General features: G+C 44.1%; 16 protein-coding genes and 1 pseudogene. 15 read left to right on the plus strand and 2 right to left on the minus strand.

Annotated elements, in window-relative coordinates; genetic code table 11:
* Positions 1–57 precede the first annotated feature (57 nt).
* Both ACETMN_RS15130 and ACETMN_RS15135 read left to right on the plus strand, forming a co-directional pair.
* Positions 58–414 carry a MerR family transcriptional regulator gene (locus ACETMN_RS15130; protein WP_091016351.1) on the plus strand — a complete coding sequence of 119 codons (357 nt, stop codon included), beginning with the start codon at positions 58–60 and terminating at the stop codon, positions 412–414.
* 90 nt (positions 415–504) lie between these two features.
* On the plus strand, positions 505–1,377 hold the full coding sequence (locus tag ACETMN_RS15135) for a YitT family protein (protein WP_091016350.1): 873 nt from the start codon (positions 505–507) through the stop codon (positions 1,375–1,377).
* A gap of 75 nt (positions 1,378–1,452) precedes the next feature.
* On the opposite strand, the gene ACETMN_RS15140 is transcribed toward ACETMN_RS15135, so the two are convergent.
* The gene (locus ACETMN_RS15140; protein WP_091016348.1) at positions 1,453–2,124 is read right to left on the minus strand and encodes a cyclase family protein; all 672 of its coding nucleotides are present in this window, start codon (positions 2,122–2,124) and stop codon (positions 1,453–1,455) included.
* A gap of 162 nt (positions 2,125–2,286) precedes the next feature.
* On the opposite strand from ACETMN_RS15140, the gene ACETMN_RS15145 reads away from it, so the two are divergent.
* The 6 genes from ACETMN_RS15145 to ACETMN_RS15170 all read left to right on the plus strand — a co-directional run bounded on the left by ACETMN_RS15145 (position 2,287) and on the right by ACETMN_RS15170 (position 8,026).
* Positions 2,287–2,481 carry a hypothetical protein gene (locus tag ACETMN_RS15145; protein ID WP_017688524.1) on the plus strand — a complete coding sequence of 65 codons (195 nt, stop codon included), beginning with the start codon at positions 2,287–2,289 and terminating at the stop codon, positions 2,479–2,481.
* A 199-nt stretch (positions 2,482–2,680) separates the two neighbouring features.
* Positions 2,681–3,409 carry a hypothetical protein gene (locus ACETMN_RS15150; protein WP_411736300.1) on the plus strand — a complete coding sequence of 243 codons (729 nt, stop codon included), beginning with the start codon at positions 2,681–2,683 and terminating at the stop codon, positions 3,407–3,409.
* Positions 3,352–4,614 carry an ABC transporter substrate-binding protein gene (locus ACETMN_RS15155; protein WP_256975132.1) on the plus strand — a complete coding sequence of 421 codons (1,263 nt, stop codon included), beginning with the start codon at positions 3,352–3,354 and terminating at the stop codon, positions 4,612–4,614. The genes ACETMN_RS15150 and ACETMN_RS15155 overlap by 58 nt, the downstream gene beginning before the upstream one ends.
* A gap of 25 nt (positions 4,615–4,639) precedes the next feature.
* Complete coding sequence (locus tag ACETMN_RS15160; RefSeq protein WP_091016346.1) at positions 4,640–5,224, plus strand: nitroreductase; 585 nt, start codon at positions 4,640–4,642, stop codon at positions 5,222–5,224.
* 231 nt (positions 5,225–5,455) lie between these two features.
* The gene (locus ACETMN_RS15165) at positions 5,456–6,589 is read left to right on the plus strand and encodes a serine hydrolase domain-containing protein (RefSeq protein WP_091016344.1); all 1,134 of its coding nucleotides are present in this window, start codon (positions 5,456–5,458) and stop codon (positions 6,587–6,589) included.
* Positions 6,590–6,883: 294 nt separating this feature from the next.
* Complete coding sequence (locus tag ACETMN_RS15170) at positions 6,884–8,026, plus strand: DUF4309 domain-containing protein (RefSeq protein WP_179198523.1); 1,143 nt, start codon at positions 6,884–6,886, stop codon at positions 8,024–8,026.
* A gap of 102 nt (positions 8,027–8,128) precedes the next feature.
* On the opposite strand, the gene ACETMN_RS15175 is transcribed toward ACETMN_RS15170, so the two are convergent.
* Positions 8,129–9,103: a DMT family transporter gene (locus ACETMN_RS15175; protein WP_091016341.1), complete on the minus strand. Its 975-nt coding sequence runs from the start codon at positions 9,101–9,103 to the stop codon at positions 8,129–8,131.
* A 274-nt stretch (positions 9,104–9,377) separates the two neighbouring features.
* Here ACETMN_RS15175 and ACETMN_RS15180 point away from each other — a divergent pair.
* The 7 genes and pseudogenes from ACETMN_RS15180 (at position 9,378) to ACETMN_RS15210 (ending at position 16,098) form a co-directional block, all read left to right on the plus strand.
* Positions 9,378–10,341 (plus strand): annotated as a pseudogene (locus tag ACETMN_RS15180) (LacI family DNA-binding transcriptional regulator).
* A complete protein-coding gene (gene rbsK / locus ACETMN_RS15185; RefSeq protein ID WP_091016337.1) occupies positions 10,334–11,212 on the plus strand; it encodes a ribokinase in 879 nt (292 codons plus the stop codon). Before ACETMN_RS15180 ends, rbsK begins: the two are co-directional and overlap by 8 nt.
* Positions 11,212–11,613, plus strand: a complete 402-nt coding sequence (gene rbsD / locus ACETMN_RS15190) for a D-ribose pyranase (protein ID WP_091016335.1) — start codon at positions 11,212–11,214, stop codon at positions 11,611–11,613. Before rbsK ends, rbsD begins: the two co-directional genes overlap by 1 nt.
* Positions 11,614–11,627: 14 nt before the next feature.
* Entirely contained in the window at positions 11,628–13,109 is a 1,482-nt protein-coding gene (locus tag ACETMN_RS15195; protein WP_091016333.1) for a sugar ABC transporter ATP-binding protein, read from the plus strand.
* A 10-nt stretch (positions 13,110–13,119) separates the two neighbouring features.
* Positions 13,120–14,082 carry an ABC transporter permease subunit gene (locus ACETMN_RS15200; protein ID WP_370511443.1) on the plus strand — a complete coding sequence of 321 codons (963 nt, stop codon included), beginning with the start codon at positions 13,120–13,122 and terminating at the stop codon, positions 14,080–14,082.
* 14 nt (positions 14,083–14,096) lie between these two features.
* Positions 14,097–15,029 (plus strand): ribose ABC transporter substrate-binding protein RbsB, encoded by a 933-nt coding sequence (gene rbsB, locus ACETMN_RS15205; RefSeq protein ID WP_091016330.1) that lies wholly within the window; start codon positions 14,097–14,099, stop codon positions 15,027–15,029.
* 325 nt (positions 15,030–15,354) lie between these two features.
* Positions 15,355–16,098, plus strand: a complete 744-nt coding sequence (locus ACETMN_RS15210; protein WP_091016329.1) for a YggS family pyridoxal phosphate-dependent enzyme — start codon at positions 15,355–15,357, stop codon at positions 16,096–16,098.
* Positions 16,099–16,106 lie beyond the last annotated feature (8 nt).

The following is a 16,106-nucleotide window of genomic DNA, read 5'->3' on the forward strand; positions in this document are numbered from 1 at the left end:
ATTATACTGATTAGAGCTTACTCTAAGTCAAGCGGGAAAATGGAGGGGAGGTTAACCATGCATACCATTGGTGAAGTGGCAGAATTACTCCATATCAGTGCACATACGTTGCGTTATTATGAGAAGGAACAGATTGTAACTCCTCTCCGAGATGCGAGTGGAGACAGGCGGTACAACGAGTCACACCTGAAATGGCTACAATTTGTAATTAAATTAAAAGAGACTCAGATGCCCATTGCTACCATTAAGAAGTATGCGTCCTTGTTTAAGGAAGGGGAGCATACGGCGGCGGATCGTTTGAAGCTACTGGAGGAGCATAAAGAGTCGATTCAAAAACAGATGCACATCCTTAACACAGCAGATGAGATGCTTGAGCATAAAATTTCGACGTATCGAACGCTCATCGGACAATGAACTAACACACACAAATGACGATCTATTGCCAAAACAGTGATTTTTATTATAGACTGTTTTTTATCGGTTGTTCATCAAGGGGGAAATGCAATGCATCAAATCAGGAAACAAAAGTCAAACAAGTTAAAGATTCTCTCAAAAGTATTATTGATTATTATTGGGGGATTTATAACGGCATATGGTCTGGAAGCCATATTAATTCCGAATAATGTCTCAGATGGCGGTGTCACAGGTCTGAGTATCGTAGGATCACAGCTGTTTGGATTACCACTCGGGCTGCTCATCGGGATTATTAATATTCCATTTGTGTGGCTAGGGTACAAGCAAATCGGAAAAAGCTTTGCGTTATATTCGATCATCGGTATTGCTTCACTCGCAATCAGCACCAGTCTGATGCACCATGTACCAACCATCATTGAAGGTGATACCTTGCTTGTTACGGTTGTCGGCGGGATTATTATCGGTTTTGGTATGGGACTTGCATTACGTAATGGTGGCGCATTGGATGGCATAGATATGCTGGCTGTACTCCTTTCGCGAAAAGTACCTTTTGGAACCAGTGATCTCATTCTGTTCCTCAACATGTTTGTATTTATTGTCGTTTCTACCGTGTTTGGTCTGCAAGGTGCGATCTTGTCAGGACTTGCGTATTTCATTGCTTCTAAAGTAATACATATTGTTGAAGAGGGCTTGAGCGGCTCCAAAACGTTTAAAATTATTACGAATCAACCTGAGATTATGGTTGAAACCATTCGGGACCGCTTAGGCCGTGGAGCAACATATACCGAGGCTTACGGTGGCTATTCTAATGAGCAATTCAAAGAAATTACTTGTGTCATTAACCGGATGGAAGAGAGTAAAATTAAAGATATCATTCACGAAATTGATCCAACTGCTTTTGTAGTCGTATATGATGTAGCAGAAGTCAGAGGCGGCAATTTCAAAAAGAAAGACATTCACTAACATACAAAAACGCGCTGACAGGAGAAATACTCTTGCCAGCGCGTTTTTGTTTTACCATATGTATATAAAAAAAATTCAAGCTTCAGTAAAAACTGTACTGAAGCTACTGTCAACACCTTCAATATATAATGGAATAGCATATACCTTTTCAATTCCAGATAAGTCATGGTTTAAATTCATATCCTCTATAAGTAGAATGAACTTGCCATCAACCCGACCTTTCCCAAGCATAATCTGATGAAAAGTGATAGCCTCATCCACATGAATCACAGAGCCAGAAGAGATCATATCCATTCCAACTGCTCTCAATGAATCAAAAACCATCAGGTAACTTGCAGCATCTGCTGCAAACCCCGGGTTATGATCGCTATAACGAACAGGGTCAGATGACCGAAACTTTCCAAAACCTGTACGTATGAGCAGAAGATCTGAGCCAGCGATCTGGTGTTCATACGGCTCCAGGTCAGCTTTTGTAATAAGTTCATCGTCACCTTTGGGAATATCGAGGATTGTTGGATGAGTAAAGATAAAGTAGTCTATGGGAATCTCGCTGATTTTTAGACCTCGCGGATTGAAATGCCAAGGCCCGTCAATATGAGTTCCATTATGGTTGAGAGATGTGATAATAAATTGGTTATACAGATCTCCTTGATCTATGCTGGACTGCTGCTGAATCTCAACAGGGGGATTATCTTTATAAACGGGAGTATTTACACTAAGAGGGTAGGACAAGAGGATCCGCATCATCTGTTGTTCTCTCCTTTATGTCACACAGGTTCTATATCATGTTTGGTGAATGTATGGACTCATATTATGAAAGAAATCGGTATTTCATGCATAAGCACAGCTCTATTATGGAAAACTTCTGTAGTGTGATTAAAAAGCATGATTCTATGGGAGGTTAGCATAGTGACAAAACAGGACCCGCAAGAGCTTTTGAAGCAAAAACATGAACTGGATGAACAAAAAAGACAGTTCACTAATTTTTCCCGAAATATTTCAGGTCATGGTGAGGTTGAAGCTGGTCAAGAGTTCAGTGTTGACCGAGTGCCAGATGACCAAAACCGTATGAAATCGGTTGAGAACAGACGCGGCGAAGTCTAAAACGTTACAACATAAGCTGATCCTTTATTGGATCGGCTTATTCGTGCGAAGCATTTTATTGAAGAGAAAGATATATGTTGTGGTTGAGAATGATTATCGATAGAATGTAGAAAAGTGAAAATATCTGCTGATTTTGCTGATGTTTTGCTAACTTAATGGGTTGTGGAAGGTGAAGGAAGAGATGCACGTAGAAGAGCATGTGAAGTTATGGAATCTAGCCACCATTAAAATATGGGATGTGCGTCACGTCGTAGTGGGCGCTGACGAATCAATCTATGCCTACCGATTTCCGGTTAGCGGTTTTATATACACCGTAAGAGGCAATGCAACGATTAAGCTGGATGACACGATGTACGTGATTGATCAGATGCAAGTCTTACATGGAGGCAAAGGGGTATGGATGAATATCTCCCTGAACGAGGATTCATTCGAATTTTATTTGATATTTTATCGGGCTAATTTGTCGTTATCCAATACTCGTGAGAATCAAGCTCTGCTCAGGCAACATGTCCCGTTTCATCTGCAATATGCTTTCGCCCCAGGCTATCCCATGGACTTATATGATAAAGTCCAAAGAATAGAGCAACATTGGGAACGGACGGATGTGTTCTCGAAATTTCAGGTAAAGACGTTATTTTATCAATTTATTAATGAATTAATGAGGCAGTTAAGTGCACAAGGGATTGAGACTGCCAAACCCGATCTGGTAGCTCAAGCCGTTCGTTATCTTCAAGAGAACTACATGTTGCCCGTTATGGTCGATCCGCTCGCAGAACTTCTGGATTGCAGTGCAGGGCATCTGTCGAGAACGTTCAAGAAAGAGACAGGCAGCAGTCTGATTACCTATTTAACTCGGATACGGAGCTGCTGTTGCACACAGATGCATCTCTTCAGAAGATTGCCGAGGCAATCGGCATTCCGGATGTGATCTATTTTAATCGTTTATTTAAAAAGCATGTTGGCCTTTCACCAGGTCGGTTCAAACAAAAATGTATCGCCCTGCCAACCGGTCAGAATAATGCTATCAAAGAATCAGAATTGTCCATTGTCAGTCCTATGCATCGCGGTTATGATCCTATTGATGATAATTATTATCAATACAAACCCAAAGGAGAATCACTTACATCTATGAGATCGAGAAAACCCGTTGCATTGCTTTTGATGCTCAGCCTTACATTATTAATATCAGCCTGTTCCCCTTCTCAGGGCAGTTCAGCAACTAACAGTAATGGAACAAGCGGTAACAATGCTCCAACTACCGAAGTCGCGCAATCCACCGAATCAGCAGTACAGGAGCGTGTTGTTAAACATCCTTGGGGAGAAACGGTCATCAAAGGTGATCCTGAGCATATTATTTCGTTGTTCCCGGCTGCAACTGACTATTTGTTAGCACTCGGTATTGTACCCCAGGCAGCATCCAGTAATGAGGAGGGGAGTGATCAGTTTCCTACCTACCTGTCCGATCAACTACAAGGAAAAGAAAATCTGGGCTGGCAGGTTGATCCCAACTACGAAAGTATATTGGCGGCAGAGCCAGACCTGATTATCGGTCAGGATTTCATGAGTGATGCCTATGACAGCCTCAGCAAAATTGCGCCTACCTTGCTGGCAGAGAAGCTGCAGGACGAGCAAGGTATTATTCGTATGAAGACAAGCCTGTTACATATGGGAGATATGTTAGGGAAGACGGATCAGGCCAAACAGGTCATTGAAGAATACGAAAAGAAGGCTGCAGAAGCCCGTGAGAAAATCAAGCAATCCATCGGAGACGAGACCGTGATGTTCCTGCGTTTATCCGATAAAGAAGTGCGTTTTTACAGTAAAAGAAACTATGAGGTTCTATACGACGATCTAGGCCTGACACCTCCTGTATCCATACCTGACCCGACAGATTCAATGAAAGTAATCTCCATGGAGTCGTTACCATCGATTAATCCGGATCATATTTTCCTGTTGTCATCAGACGAGAATGAAACGACAGAATTGCAAAAAACAGCAGTGTGGAAAAGCCTGAATGCTGTTAAAAACAACAATGTCTACATCGTTGACTACGGTTTGTGGTTCCAAGGTCCGGGAGGACCCATTGGACAGAGCAAGATTATAGAAGAAGCGGTGAGTTTCCTTACCCAATAAGAAAACAAGACAGGAGGATCCCCTTTTGGAAACGTCTGTAATGGAAAAGATTATTCGTGAACGAAGAACCATTCGTCAGTTCAACGGCAAACCGCTGGCGAAAGAAACGATCATGCACTTGCTGGAAGCGGCCGTGTGGGCACCTGTTCATTCCCGCAAAGAGCCATGGCGCTTCATATTATTTGTAGAGGAAGGTCGGAAGCAATTTGCTGATGCAGTGCTACATACGTTTTCCAAAGATGAGCGGGAGCGTTGGACAGAGAAGCTGCAAAAAGACTACTGTGAGTCTATCCAAGCCCATCTGCTGGTTGTAATTGAGGCTGATCCGAGACAACGGGTATGGGAAGATGCTGTGGGTGCTAGTGCTGCCCTTATTCAAAATATTCAACTCCTGGCATGGGAGCAGGAGATCGGCGTAGTGTGGAAGACGAATGAATATAATTTTGACCCTGATTTCTACGCCAAGACAGGTGTAAAAGCAGGGGAGAGAATCATTGGCACACTTCATCTGGGGTATTTTGATACAAACAAGGTTCCAAAACCTCGTCCTCGCACACCCGTAGAAGAATTGATGACCTTTGTCTCCACGGCAATAGCAGAAGTACAGTAGTAAGACATTGAGGAGTTCAAACTGTTTCTGATTAATGTTATCTCACACTGCCTGCCAAATCATGAACGAAGTGGATTACAAATTCGGCTGTCAATAAATGGATGGTTGAGGCCATTTAGGTGGTGGTCAATCGTTGTAAAAGGTCGTATATTATTACTATGTCGATTGTGGGATTGAATATGGACTACATCGCAATATGATAAACGATTTTACATAGAAGGACGGGAAAAAATGGACTTTAAACCGCTTGCTTCATTTATCGACCGCATTACATCCTGGCGTATACCGTGGGCAGAGGTGCTGGTGATGCATCGAAATGATACCGTTTTCCATTATCGTAATGGATACGCCAATCTGGAAGAGAAAACACCTATCGGTGATGGAGCGATCTTCAATCTATACTCCATGACCAAAATCATGACTTGTGTGGCAGGGCTGCAACTGGTGGAGAAAGGGGAAATGCTGTTAAGCGATCCCTTGTCTGATTATCTGCCAGAGTACGCTGAGATGACGCTGAAAAAAACGATGGCGAACGGGGAGATCCGACTGGAAAAGGCGACAAGAGCCATTACAGTACGTGATTTGTTCACCATGACTGCCGGGTTCTCGTATAACGTTGATTGTCCAAGCATCCAAGAAGCTGTAAAAAGCACCGATGGAACATTGCCAACACGCGACTTCGCGAGAGCGCTTGCGAAAGAACCGTTGTTATTTGAACCAGGGACACACTGGAATTACAGCATGTGCCATGATGTGCTGGGAGCCTTGGTGGAAGTGGTAAGTGGCAAACGCTTTGGTACCTATCTGCGGGACGAAATCACCGGACCCCTTGGCATGAACGATACAGCATTCAATCTGAACGATGAGCAGCAGAAGCGCCTGATTCCACAGTATGCTTACAACGATGAGCTTGAAAAGGCTGTACGTATGGATGGTAATGGATTCCGAGTAGGTACGGAGCTGGAAAGCGGCGGTGCAGGATTATTGTCAACCGTTAGCGATTATGCACGTTTTCTGAACGCGCTTACTGGGCATGGTACGAGTCCCGAAGGCGTGCGCATTCTGTCACAAGCTTCAGTGGAACTGATGCGAACGGACCACCTGAACGAGATGACTCGTGCTGATTATTCGTGGGATCATATGTATGGATACGGCTATGGATTGGGTGTTCGCACACATATCTCCAAAGCAGGAAGCGGCTCACTGAGTCCAATTGGCGAATTTGGATGGAGCGGCGCTGCTGGCTGTATGGCTATTATTGATCCGGATTCAGAGCTTACAGTCATGTATGCACAGCACCTGCTGAATAGTCAGGAACCATACGTTCAACGACGCTTACGTAATGTGGTTTACTCCTGTCTATAAATCATATCGTATTCGAAGTTACTTGAAGAGCCGCTAAATAGCGGCTTTTTATGTTATATGATTCGAAATCTATTAATTAGATTGTTATTTCTTTATTGGAAAGGGTATGTTATCATTCTTAGGAAAATAGTACTAGCAGGAGGATATGCTTATTGAATATAAACCTATATTAATTACATAGTTTGATCAAAAGTACACTCTAGCAAGATCTATTAAAATGTTGAGATTATGCACGATTCAAAATTAGAAATGAGCTTTTAGATGTTTATTTTTTTATTCAAAGGAGAGTCATCAATGATACACCCTAAGCACCAATCAAAATGGGCTTCTCTGGCCCTACTAACCTTAATCGGCTATGTTCTGAGCGCATTGCTTCTGCTACCACCCAATGCTGCTGCCAAAGGAGAGCAAATCTCCGCCAAACAGCTCGAAAGTATGAGCCGGCTTTCATTTACGCTTCGTGATGCCAAACAAACGGCTTACACCGTTTATATTTTCGCTTATGATGAACAGAAGAGAACACTGACCGAAGAAAATGGTTGGACCAACAATAAAAAAGGCGATAAGAGCTATTCAGGTACGTATCGTGCGGCCTTGCTGAAAAAAGGTTCAGCATACGGAACTGTTCAGGCAGCAAAACTGGATCTGAATACGATTATTTTGCCTCAAACCTGGAACTTTGTTGTGAAAAGCAAAGAGGCTAGTACACCAGACATGCTGATGATCACCGATTGGGGAACTTCTAATTTCAATGAGGTGAAAACGTATATTGTTCGTTCCGGGGAATTGCGCCGTGTAACATATGTCGATAATAAGGGAAAAAAAATCGACGATTCCTACTCTGCAAGCAGAGATGATGGAATCCGCACTCTTTCAGGTGCCCGAGTGCAGTTCAAAAATTACAACAACCTTCAATTTGTCTATGGAGTTGATACGTTTAAGCTGAATGTGAACAAATTGGTATTGCAGTTGGAAGATACACGTAACCTCCGTTCAGATGCTTGGCCGAACTCGGGTGTTGGCGATCGCGCTTACCTGAAAAGCCTAAAGGAAGCCGCTTTAAAGGGTGTATTGCCAGGTCGGACGGACATCAAGATTGGCATGACGCTTCAAAATGCGCAAAAAAAGTTGGGGAAACCAAATTCTCGTTCAAACGGGGAATGGGGAGCGTACTATTTTTATTCTAAATTCGGCGTCGGATTTGATTCATACATGCACGAGCTTACCAATAAATCACGTATTGCCGTTTTTGATTTGTACAATGAAAAGCAGAATCTTTCACCACGGAATGTGAAAATATGGATGGGAAAACCTTCCTCAGAATATTACAATGAAGTCGTGGTTGGTTATGAGATGGTATACCAATTGGGTAATCACGCCATTGTATTCACTTATGAGGAAGAAGAGGACTTGATTGACTTTACAAGTATATATTAAGGTATAACATCGTAAGAAATAAAAATTATATCGTATTGGTATTTACAGGAAAAGCCGCTGATCAGCGGCTTATTTTGTTGTCCATGGAAGTGGACAGGTAGTCTATTTTATTGGAGTGTTATTAGAGGTTTGCACAGAACGTACACGATTGACTAAATAAATGCCAACGGATACAAACAGCAATGCGGCCAGATTCTTCAGTTCCAAGATCGTTTCCCCGAGGAATAACGCTGATAACAATGCGCCAAACACAGGAATTAGGAAGTTGTATACAGACACTCTTCCGACCTTGTTATACTTGAGAAGCATATTCCATAGACAAAATGCGACGGAGGACAGCAAAGCCAGGTAGATCAAGTTACTGGTGGATTCCAGGGTGAAATGGGTGACTCGACCGCCGAGTGATAGACCTAACAGCGTAAGCACCAGTCCCCCGACGAATAAGCTGACACCTGTTATGATCAGAACATCGATGGTGGCGGTGAGACGTTTTGCGTAAAGGGCTGTAACGGAAAAAACAAGTGCCGCTATAATAACGAAGCCTTCGCCTGTGAATGAAAAGGAAAAAGCAAGCAGATCCGTATGGAAGTTTACGATAATGACGCCAACGAATCCGAGCAAGCAGCCAACGATTTTATTTCTGCTTAATTTGTCGTTCTTATAGATGAAATGGGCCAGAACAACACTGAAAAAGGTTGTCGTTGCATTCATAATGGAGCCTTTGACACCCGTTGTATTGGCTACGCCAACGTAGAAAAACATATATTGCAAACCGGTTTGCAATATACCTAACATGATAAGGCTTGTCCACTGAGGCCGGGACAATTGAAGCTTCTCTTTTCTAACGATACGAGACAGGAGCAATAGCAGCAAGCCCGCCAGTGTGAATCGATATCCGGCAAATACATATTTGGAAGCAATGTCTTCCGGCAGAATGTTAAATGCGATATATCCAAGTTTGATGGACGGGTACGCACTTCCCCATAACAAGCAACACAGGCTTGCGACGAGCATGACAAAAATGGGATCACTAAATTTACTCGGTTTTTGATTTTCAAGGGTATTTCTCTCTATCACTCTCAATCTTCTCCTCGCATTTCATGCACATATGTATGTACGAATCTACTATCCTCACTGACCATATCACATATCGCTAATATTTGTAATGATAATTAACTCCTTAATATAGCTGAGAAGACTGAATAAGACGGGAAGAAGCCAGGTTACAGATGAATTTCAATGTACTTTCATGTTTACTTGGAGAAATTTCCAGAATGAAAACGCTTGTCAAATTAAAAATAATATGATAATTTAATGTCTGTAACCGGTTACACATAGAGGAGAGCAACTTATGAAAACAATTAAAGACGTAGCTCAACTGGCTGGCGTATCTGTTGCCACCGTATCCAGAGTCATTAATGATAGAGGTTATGTTCATGCCGACACACGCAAGAAAGTGGAAGATGCTGTGAAGGCGCTTAATTTTTCGCCAAATGAAGTGGCCCGCTCATTATATAAACGCAAGTCCAAACTGATTGGCCTGTTGTTGCCGGATATTGCCAACCCTTACTTCCCGCAGTTGGCCCGCGGCGTAGAGGACCGGATGCAAGAGCAGGATTATAGACTGATATTTGGAAATAGTGATGAGGATGAACGGAAGGAGCAGGATTACATCCAGACGTTTATCCAGAACAACGTGGTCGGTGTGATCTCTTCAACGAACTACCCTCATTCTTCAATATATGAAAACCTGAAGATTCCCGTTGTGTTTCTGGACAGAACATCACTCGATCGTCCATCCGTGTATGCGGACGGCAGGGAAGGTGGAAGACTAGCTGCAAGGGAGATAATCAAACGCGGCAGTCGCCGGATCACAGTTATGCAGGGACCGTCACAGATCAGACCCGCTCAAGATCGCTTTGAAGGAGCGATTGAAATCATCCGTGATGCTGGGTTAGACTACCGGGTGATCCAGACGACCTCATTTTCAATTAACGAGGCAGGTGTATGGGCTGAAGAATTATTCAGGAAGTATGGGGACACAGACGGGGTCATTGCCAGCAATGACATTGCAGCCATGGCTGTACTGCATGAGGCAGCACGAGTTGGAAGAAAAGTTCCCGATGACGTACAAGTGATCGGTTTCGATGATATTCCAATGAGCAGCCTGTTGTCGCCAGTTTTTTTTTTGAAGAGAAGCGGCGGGATTACTTATCCAGCTTGTGGAACAAGCTGCAGTAGAGAACAAAAACATACAGTTACCCGTAAGTTTCATCGAACGGGGCACTACGAGAAAGGTGAAATCAGATGGCTAAAATATGTGTAATAGGAAGCAGTTCAATGGATCTGGTTGTTACTTCGTCAAGACGGCCGGGGGCGGGTGAAACCGTTCTTGGCGACAGCTTCAAAACGGTTCCGGGTGGCAAAGGAGCCAATCAGGCTGTTGCCGCTGCACGACTGGGTGCCGAGGTTGCGATGATCGGCCGGGTAGGCGACGATGCTTTTGGCAAAGATATTGTAGAGAACTTTAGAGCAAATGCTGTAAATACGCAAAATGTGAAACCGGTTACACATTTAGAAAGTGGAACGGCTCATATCATTCTGGCGGAAGGTGATAATAGTATCGTAGTGGTTGAAGCGGCGAATCGTGAAGTCACTCCTGCATATGTCGATGAAGCAGCTGAAGTGATCCGCGGTGCAGATATCGTATTAATTCAGCAGGAAATTCCGGAGGAAACGGTTGTGCATGTGAGTGCATTGTGTGCAGAATTTGGAACACCCCTGCTGCTTAATCCCGCTCCGGCGAGAACATTACCGCAACAAGTGATCGACAATGCCGCATATATCACGCCGAACGAGCATGAAGCTGAGATTTTGTTTCAGGGCATGAGTCCGGCACAGGCATTACGTCAGTATCCAAACAAGTTGTTCATCACGGAGGGCAGTAAAGGTGTACGTTACTTTGATGGCACTGAGGAAATTCTAGTCCCAACTTATAAAGTTGAGGCTGTTGATACTACTGGGGCAGGGGATACGTTCAACGCCGCATTTGCAGTTGCTTTGGCTGAAGGAAAAGCGTTGCAAGAGAGTATACGCTTCGCCAATCGGGCTGCATCGTTGTCCGTCACCAAGTTCGGAGCGCAGGGCGGCATGCCGACGCGTGATGAAGTAGAGGAGAGCTTGTAATGAAAAGAAATGGCATGTTAAATAGTCACATTTCCAAGATTTTGTCTGATCTGGGCCATACGGACTTGATTGTGATTGCGGATGCAGGTCTGCCAGTACCGGACGGGGTGCTCAAAATAGATCTGGCCCTCAAACTGGGAACACCAAGTTTTCGCGAAGTGGTAGAAGCGATTGCAGAAGATATGGTCATTGAGAAAGTCATTGTGGCTGAAGAGATTCGCGAAGGCAATCCCGTAGCCATGCAATTCATCAAGGAGAAATTCGGGGAAGAAGCAATCGATGCTTCCGTCAGCCACGAACAATTCAAAGCATTAACACGGCAAGTGAAAGCTGTTATCCGCACAGGTGAAGCCACACCCTATGCCAATTGCATTTTACAATCGGGAGTCCATTTCGGTTAAAAGGAGGTTGCGTAATGCACATTCAGATGCAAGACATTCACAAAGCGTTTGGCACCAACCAGGTGCTGAGCGGAGTGGATTTTGAATTAAAAGATGGTGAAGTTCATGCCTTAATGGGGGAGAATGGAGCCGGTAAATCCACACTGATGAACATTCTGATTGGTCTCCATGAGCGAGATCAGGGAACCATCACGATAGACGGAGAAGAAAACTATTTTGCAAGTCCGAAGGAAGCCGAGAAACTAGGTATCACCTTTATCCATCAGGAGCTGAATGTATGGCCTGAAATGACGGTGCTGGATAATCTATTTATTGGTAAGGAAATGACATCATCCATCGGGTTGCTTAATACAAGACAAATGAGAGCGCTTGCCAAAGAACAGTTTGCCAAGCTTTCCGTAGACATACCACTGGAACGTCCTGCGGGAGAATGCTCTGTCGGGCAGCAGCAGATGATTGAAATCGCCAAAGCACTTATGACAGATGCCAAGGTTATCATTATGGACGAGCCAACAGCGGCACTCACGGAGCGCGAGATACAGAAACTGTTTGGTGTAATCAGCTCACTGAAGAAGGACGGAGTATCCATCGTGTATATTTCTCACCGCATGGAGGAGATATTCACGATCTGTGACCGGATTACCATTATGCGTGACGGCAGAACGGTAGACACTCAGCCAATTCCACAGACAAGCTTTGATGAAGTGGTGCGGAAAATGGTAGGTCGGGAACTTACAGAGCGTTATCCTGTCCGGAATCCTTCTTATGGTGAAGTTGTTCTGGAAGTAAGGAATGCAAGCAGTAAAGGGTTGTTCGAGAATATTAACTTCACTGTGAGAGCGGGAGAAATACTTGGTTTCTCAGGACTTATGGGTTCTGGACGAACCGAGATTATGCGAACAATCTTCGGTTTGGATACGTTGGATAGCGGTGAAATCTTCATCCGCGGTAAAAAAGCGAACATTCGTAAACCGACAGATGCAGTGAAACATGGAATCGGGTTTATTACAGAAGACCGCAAGGATGAAGGGCTGGTATTAGACTTCTCTATTCGCGAGAATATGGCGTTGCCAAATCTGTTCAGTTTCTCAAACAAAGGTTTCATCTCAGCTCCAAAAGAACAAGATTTCGTAGATACATTGATCAAACGTCTACAGATCAAAACGCAATCCTCGGAGACGGCGGCAAGGAATCTATCCGGGGGTAACCAGCAGAAGGTGGTTATCGCGAAATGGGTTGGGATCGGACCAAGTGTGCTTATCCTGGATGAACCTACCCGCGGAGTGGATGTTGGGGCGAAGCGCGAAATCTATGAATTGATGAATGAACTGACTGACCGCGGCGTTGCAATCATCATGGTATCGTCGGAGCTACCTGAAGTGCTTGGCATGAGTGACCGGATCGCGGTTGTGCATGAGGGACACATCAGTGGCGAGGTTGCAAGGGAAGTAGCAACACAAGAACACATTATGACATTGGCCACAGGGGGACAGTGATATGACAACAATGCAGGAAAACAAAACGGCTAAAAGCGGCTTCCGTTTCTCAAACGTGATACAAAAATTGGGACCGCTGCTTGGCTTAATCATTCTTATTCTCATCGTATCGGTGTTGAATCCAAGTTTCTTGGAACCGCTTAATATCTTGAATTTATTGCGTCAAGTCTCGATTAATGCGCTGATTGCCTTCGGTATGACGTTTGTGATCCTAACGGGTGGAATTGATCTGTCGGTCGGCTCAATCCTGGCTTTATCCAGTGCTTTTGTAGCAAATATGATGTTGTCTGGCCTCGATCCGATCTTGTCCATCATTATCGGTGTAGCACTCGGTGGTGTCATGGGTATGGTGAACGGACTGATGATTACCAAAGGTAAAATGGCTCCGTTTATCGCCACACTCGCTACCATGACGATATTCAGAGGACTGACATTGGTGTACACAAATGGTAACCCAATTACAGGCCTCGGGGATAACCTGCTGTTCCAATTGTTCGGCCGCGGTTACCTGCTGGGTATTCCGGTACCTGCAATCACGATGCTGATTACCTTCATGATTCTATGGATTGTTTTGCATAAAACAGCTTTTGGCCGTAAAACGTACGCCATCGGTGGTAATGAGAAAGCTTCCATTATCTCGGGTATCAAAGTTAATCGCGTGAAAATTATGATCTACTCCCTGACAGGTATGCTCGCTGCTCTGGCAGGTGCAATTCTGACATCGCGTTTGAATTCAGCGCAACCAACGGCAGGTACATCCTACGAGCTGGATGCAATTGCAGCAGTTGTATTGGGTGGTACAAGTCTGGCTGGAGGACGTGGACGAATCGTTGGTACATTGATCGGTGTTCTGATTATCGGTGTATTGAATAATGGATTGAACTTGCTTGAAGTAAACTCATTTTATCAAATGGTTGTAAAAGGTATTGTCATTGCCATTGCCGTCCTGCTGGACCGCAAGAAAACAGCATAAGGAGAGAAGCGAATATGAAAAAGTGGACTGTAACACTCATAAGTATGCTGATGATCATCGTTCTGGCCGGGTGCTCTCTGGAGCCACCGGAATGGGCGAAACCTAACCCAAACAAAAGTAACGGACAGAAGAAAATAGGTTTGTCGATATCTACATTAAACAATCCATTCTTTGTATCACTGAAGGACGGGGTAATGGCTGAAGCCAAAAAACAGGGAATACAGGTCATCGTGGTGGATGCGCAGAACGATTCGGCCAAACAAACCAATGATGTGGATGATCTCATTCAGCAAGGCGTTAGTGCACTTCTGATTAATCCTGCGGACTCTGCAGCGATCTCCACAGCGGTTCAATCCGCTAATAGTGTGGGCATTCCCGTGATCACGCTGGATCGCTCCGCAGATAAAGGCGAAGTGGCGGCACTAGTGGCATCTGATAACGTTAAGGGTGGCCGCATGGCAGCTGAATACTTTGTTGAACAACTGGGTGAGGGAGCAAAAGTCATTGAACTTGAGGGTGTACCTGGCGCTTCCGCAACAAGAGAACGGGGGAAAGGTTTCCATGAAGTGGCTGACAAGCAACTCGATGTGGTTTCCAAACAATCTGCTGATTTTGATCGGTCCAAAGGATTAAATGTCATGGAGAATCTGCTTCAGGGTAATCCTGACGTGCAGGCCGTATTTGCCCATAATGATGAGATGGCACTTGGTGCGATTGAAGCGATTCAAAGCTCGGGTAAAGACATTCCGGTTATCGGATTCGATGGCAATGATGATGCAATCAAATCCATTCAGGATGGGAAATTGACAGCAACAGTCGCTCAGCAGCCTATACTGATTGGTCAACTGGCGCTGCAAGCAGCTCTGGATGTGCTCAGTGGCAAGCAGGTGGAGCCATCGATTCCGGCTGAATTGAAGCTGGTAACCAAGGAAAATGTGAACGAGTAAATCATCATGTAACATGTTTCTCGTCTTGTGGAGAAGAGCATAGGAATATAACCAAGCCGCTAATTTAGCGGCTTTTTTCATTTCGTAATGTGTGGGCATCACATCAATCAGATTATTGACTTTTAAAAGCATATTAAAGGTGCCCCAATTGAATTAATATCCACTTTTATAACTTTGGATTGCTCAAAAAGAGCTTTTTTGGATATGTATATCCAATCCATGGGTTGCTATACTAGCATGACGTTCTACACAATCTTCACAATACATAAGGAGGAGCTAATCTCAATTATTCATTCCTGTTTGGAATAGAAAGAAGGTAGCTGACATGAAACATCTAGTAGGAGAAAATCTTCAAACTGTAAGACAGCAAATGGCACTGGCCTGCCAGGCTTCCGGTCGCAACTTAGAGGAAATTCAGTTGTTGCTCGCGACCAAAACGGTACCGCTTGAGAAACTAGAGGTAGCGATTCAAGCAGGTGAGGTTCTATTCGGAGAAAACAAAGCTCAGGAACTTCGGGACAAATTTCCACTTATGCAGCAACACGAACAGGTGAAATGGCATTTTATCGGACATCTGCAAACGAATAAAGTAAAAGACGTGGTTAAATATGTTACGCTCATCCATTCCGTAGATCGTCTGAAACTGGGTCAGGCGTTACATAACCAGCTTGTCAAAGAGAATAAGACCTTAGACATTCTTGTGCAAATTAATACGTCCTACGAAGAAAGTAAATTTGGCGCATCTCCAGAAACAGCCGTTGAGCTTGTAGAACAGTTGTCTCAATTCGAGACATTAAATGTGAAAGGTTTAATGACCATTGGAAAACTGAATGCGACGAACGAAGAAACACGACATTGTTTTCGATTGTTAAACCAGATCCGTACACAGATTAAAGAGAAAAATATTCCACGCGTAGAAATGGATATTTTATCGATGGGTATGTCTGGTGACTTCCAAGTCGCCATTGAAGAAGGAGCTACAATGATCCGGGTAGGGACAAGTGTATTTGGTCAACGCTACTTACCGGACGAGTATTACTGGAATGAAAACACACGCATCGATGATTAAGTGAGAGG

The sequence above is a fragment of the Paenibacillus sp. M2 genome, assembly GCF_046713495.1.
GTDB classification, from domain to species: Bacteria; Bacillota; Bacilli; order Paenibacillales; family Paenibacillaceae; genus Paenibacillus; species Paenibacillus amylolyticus_B.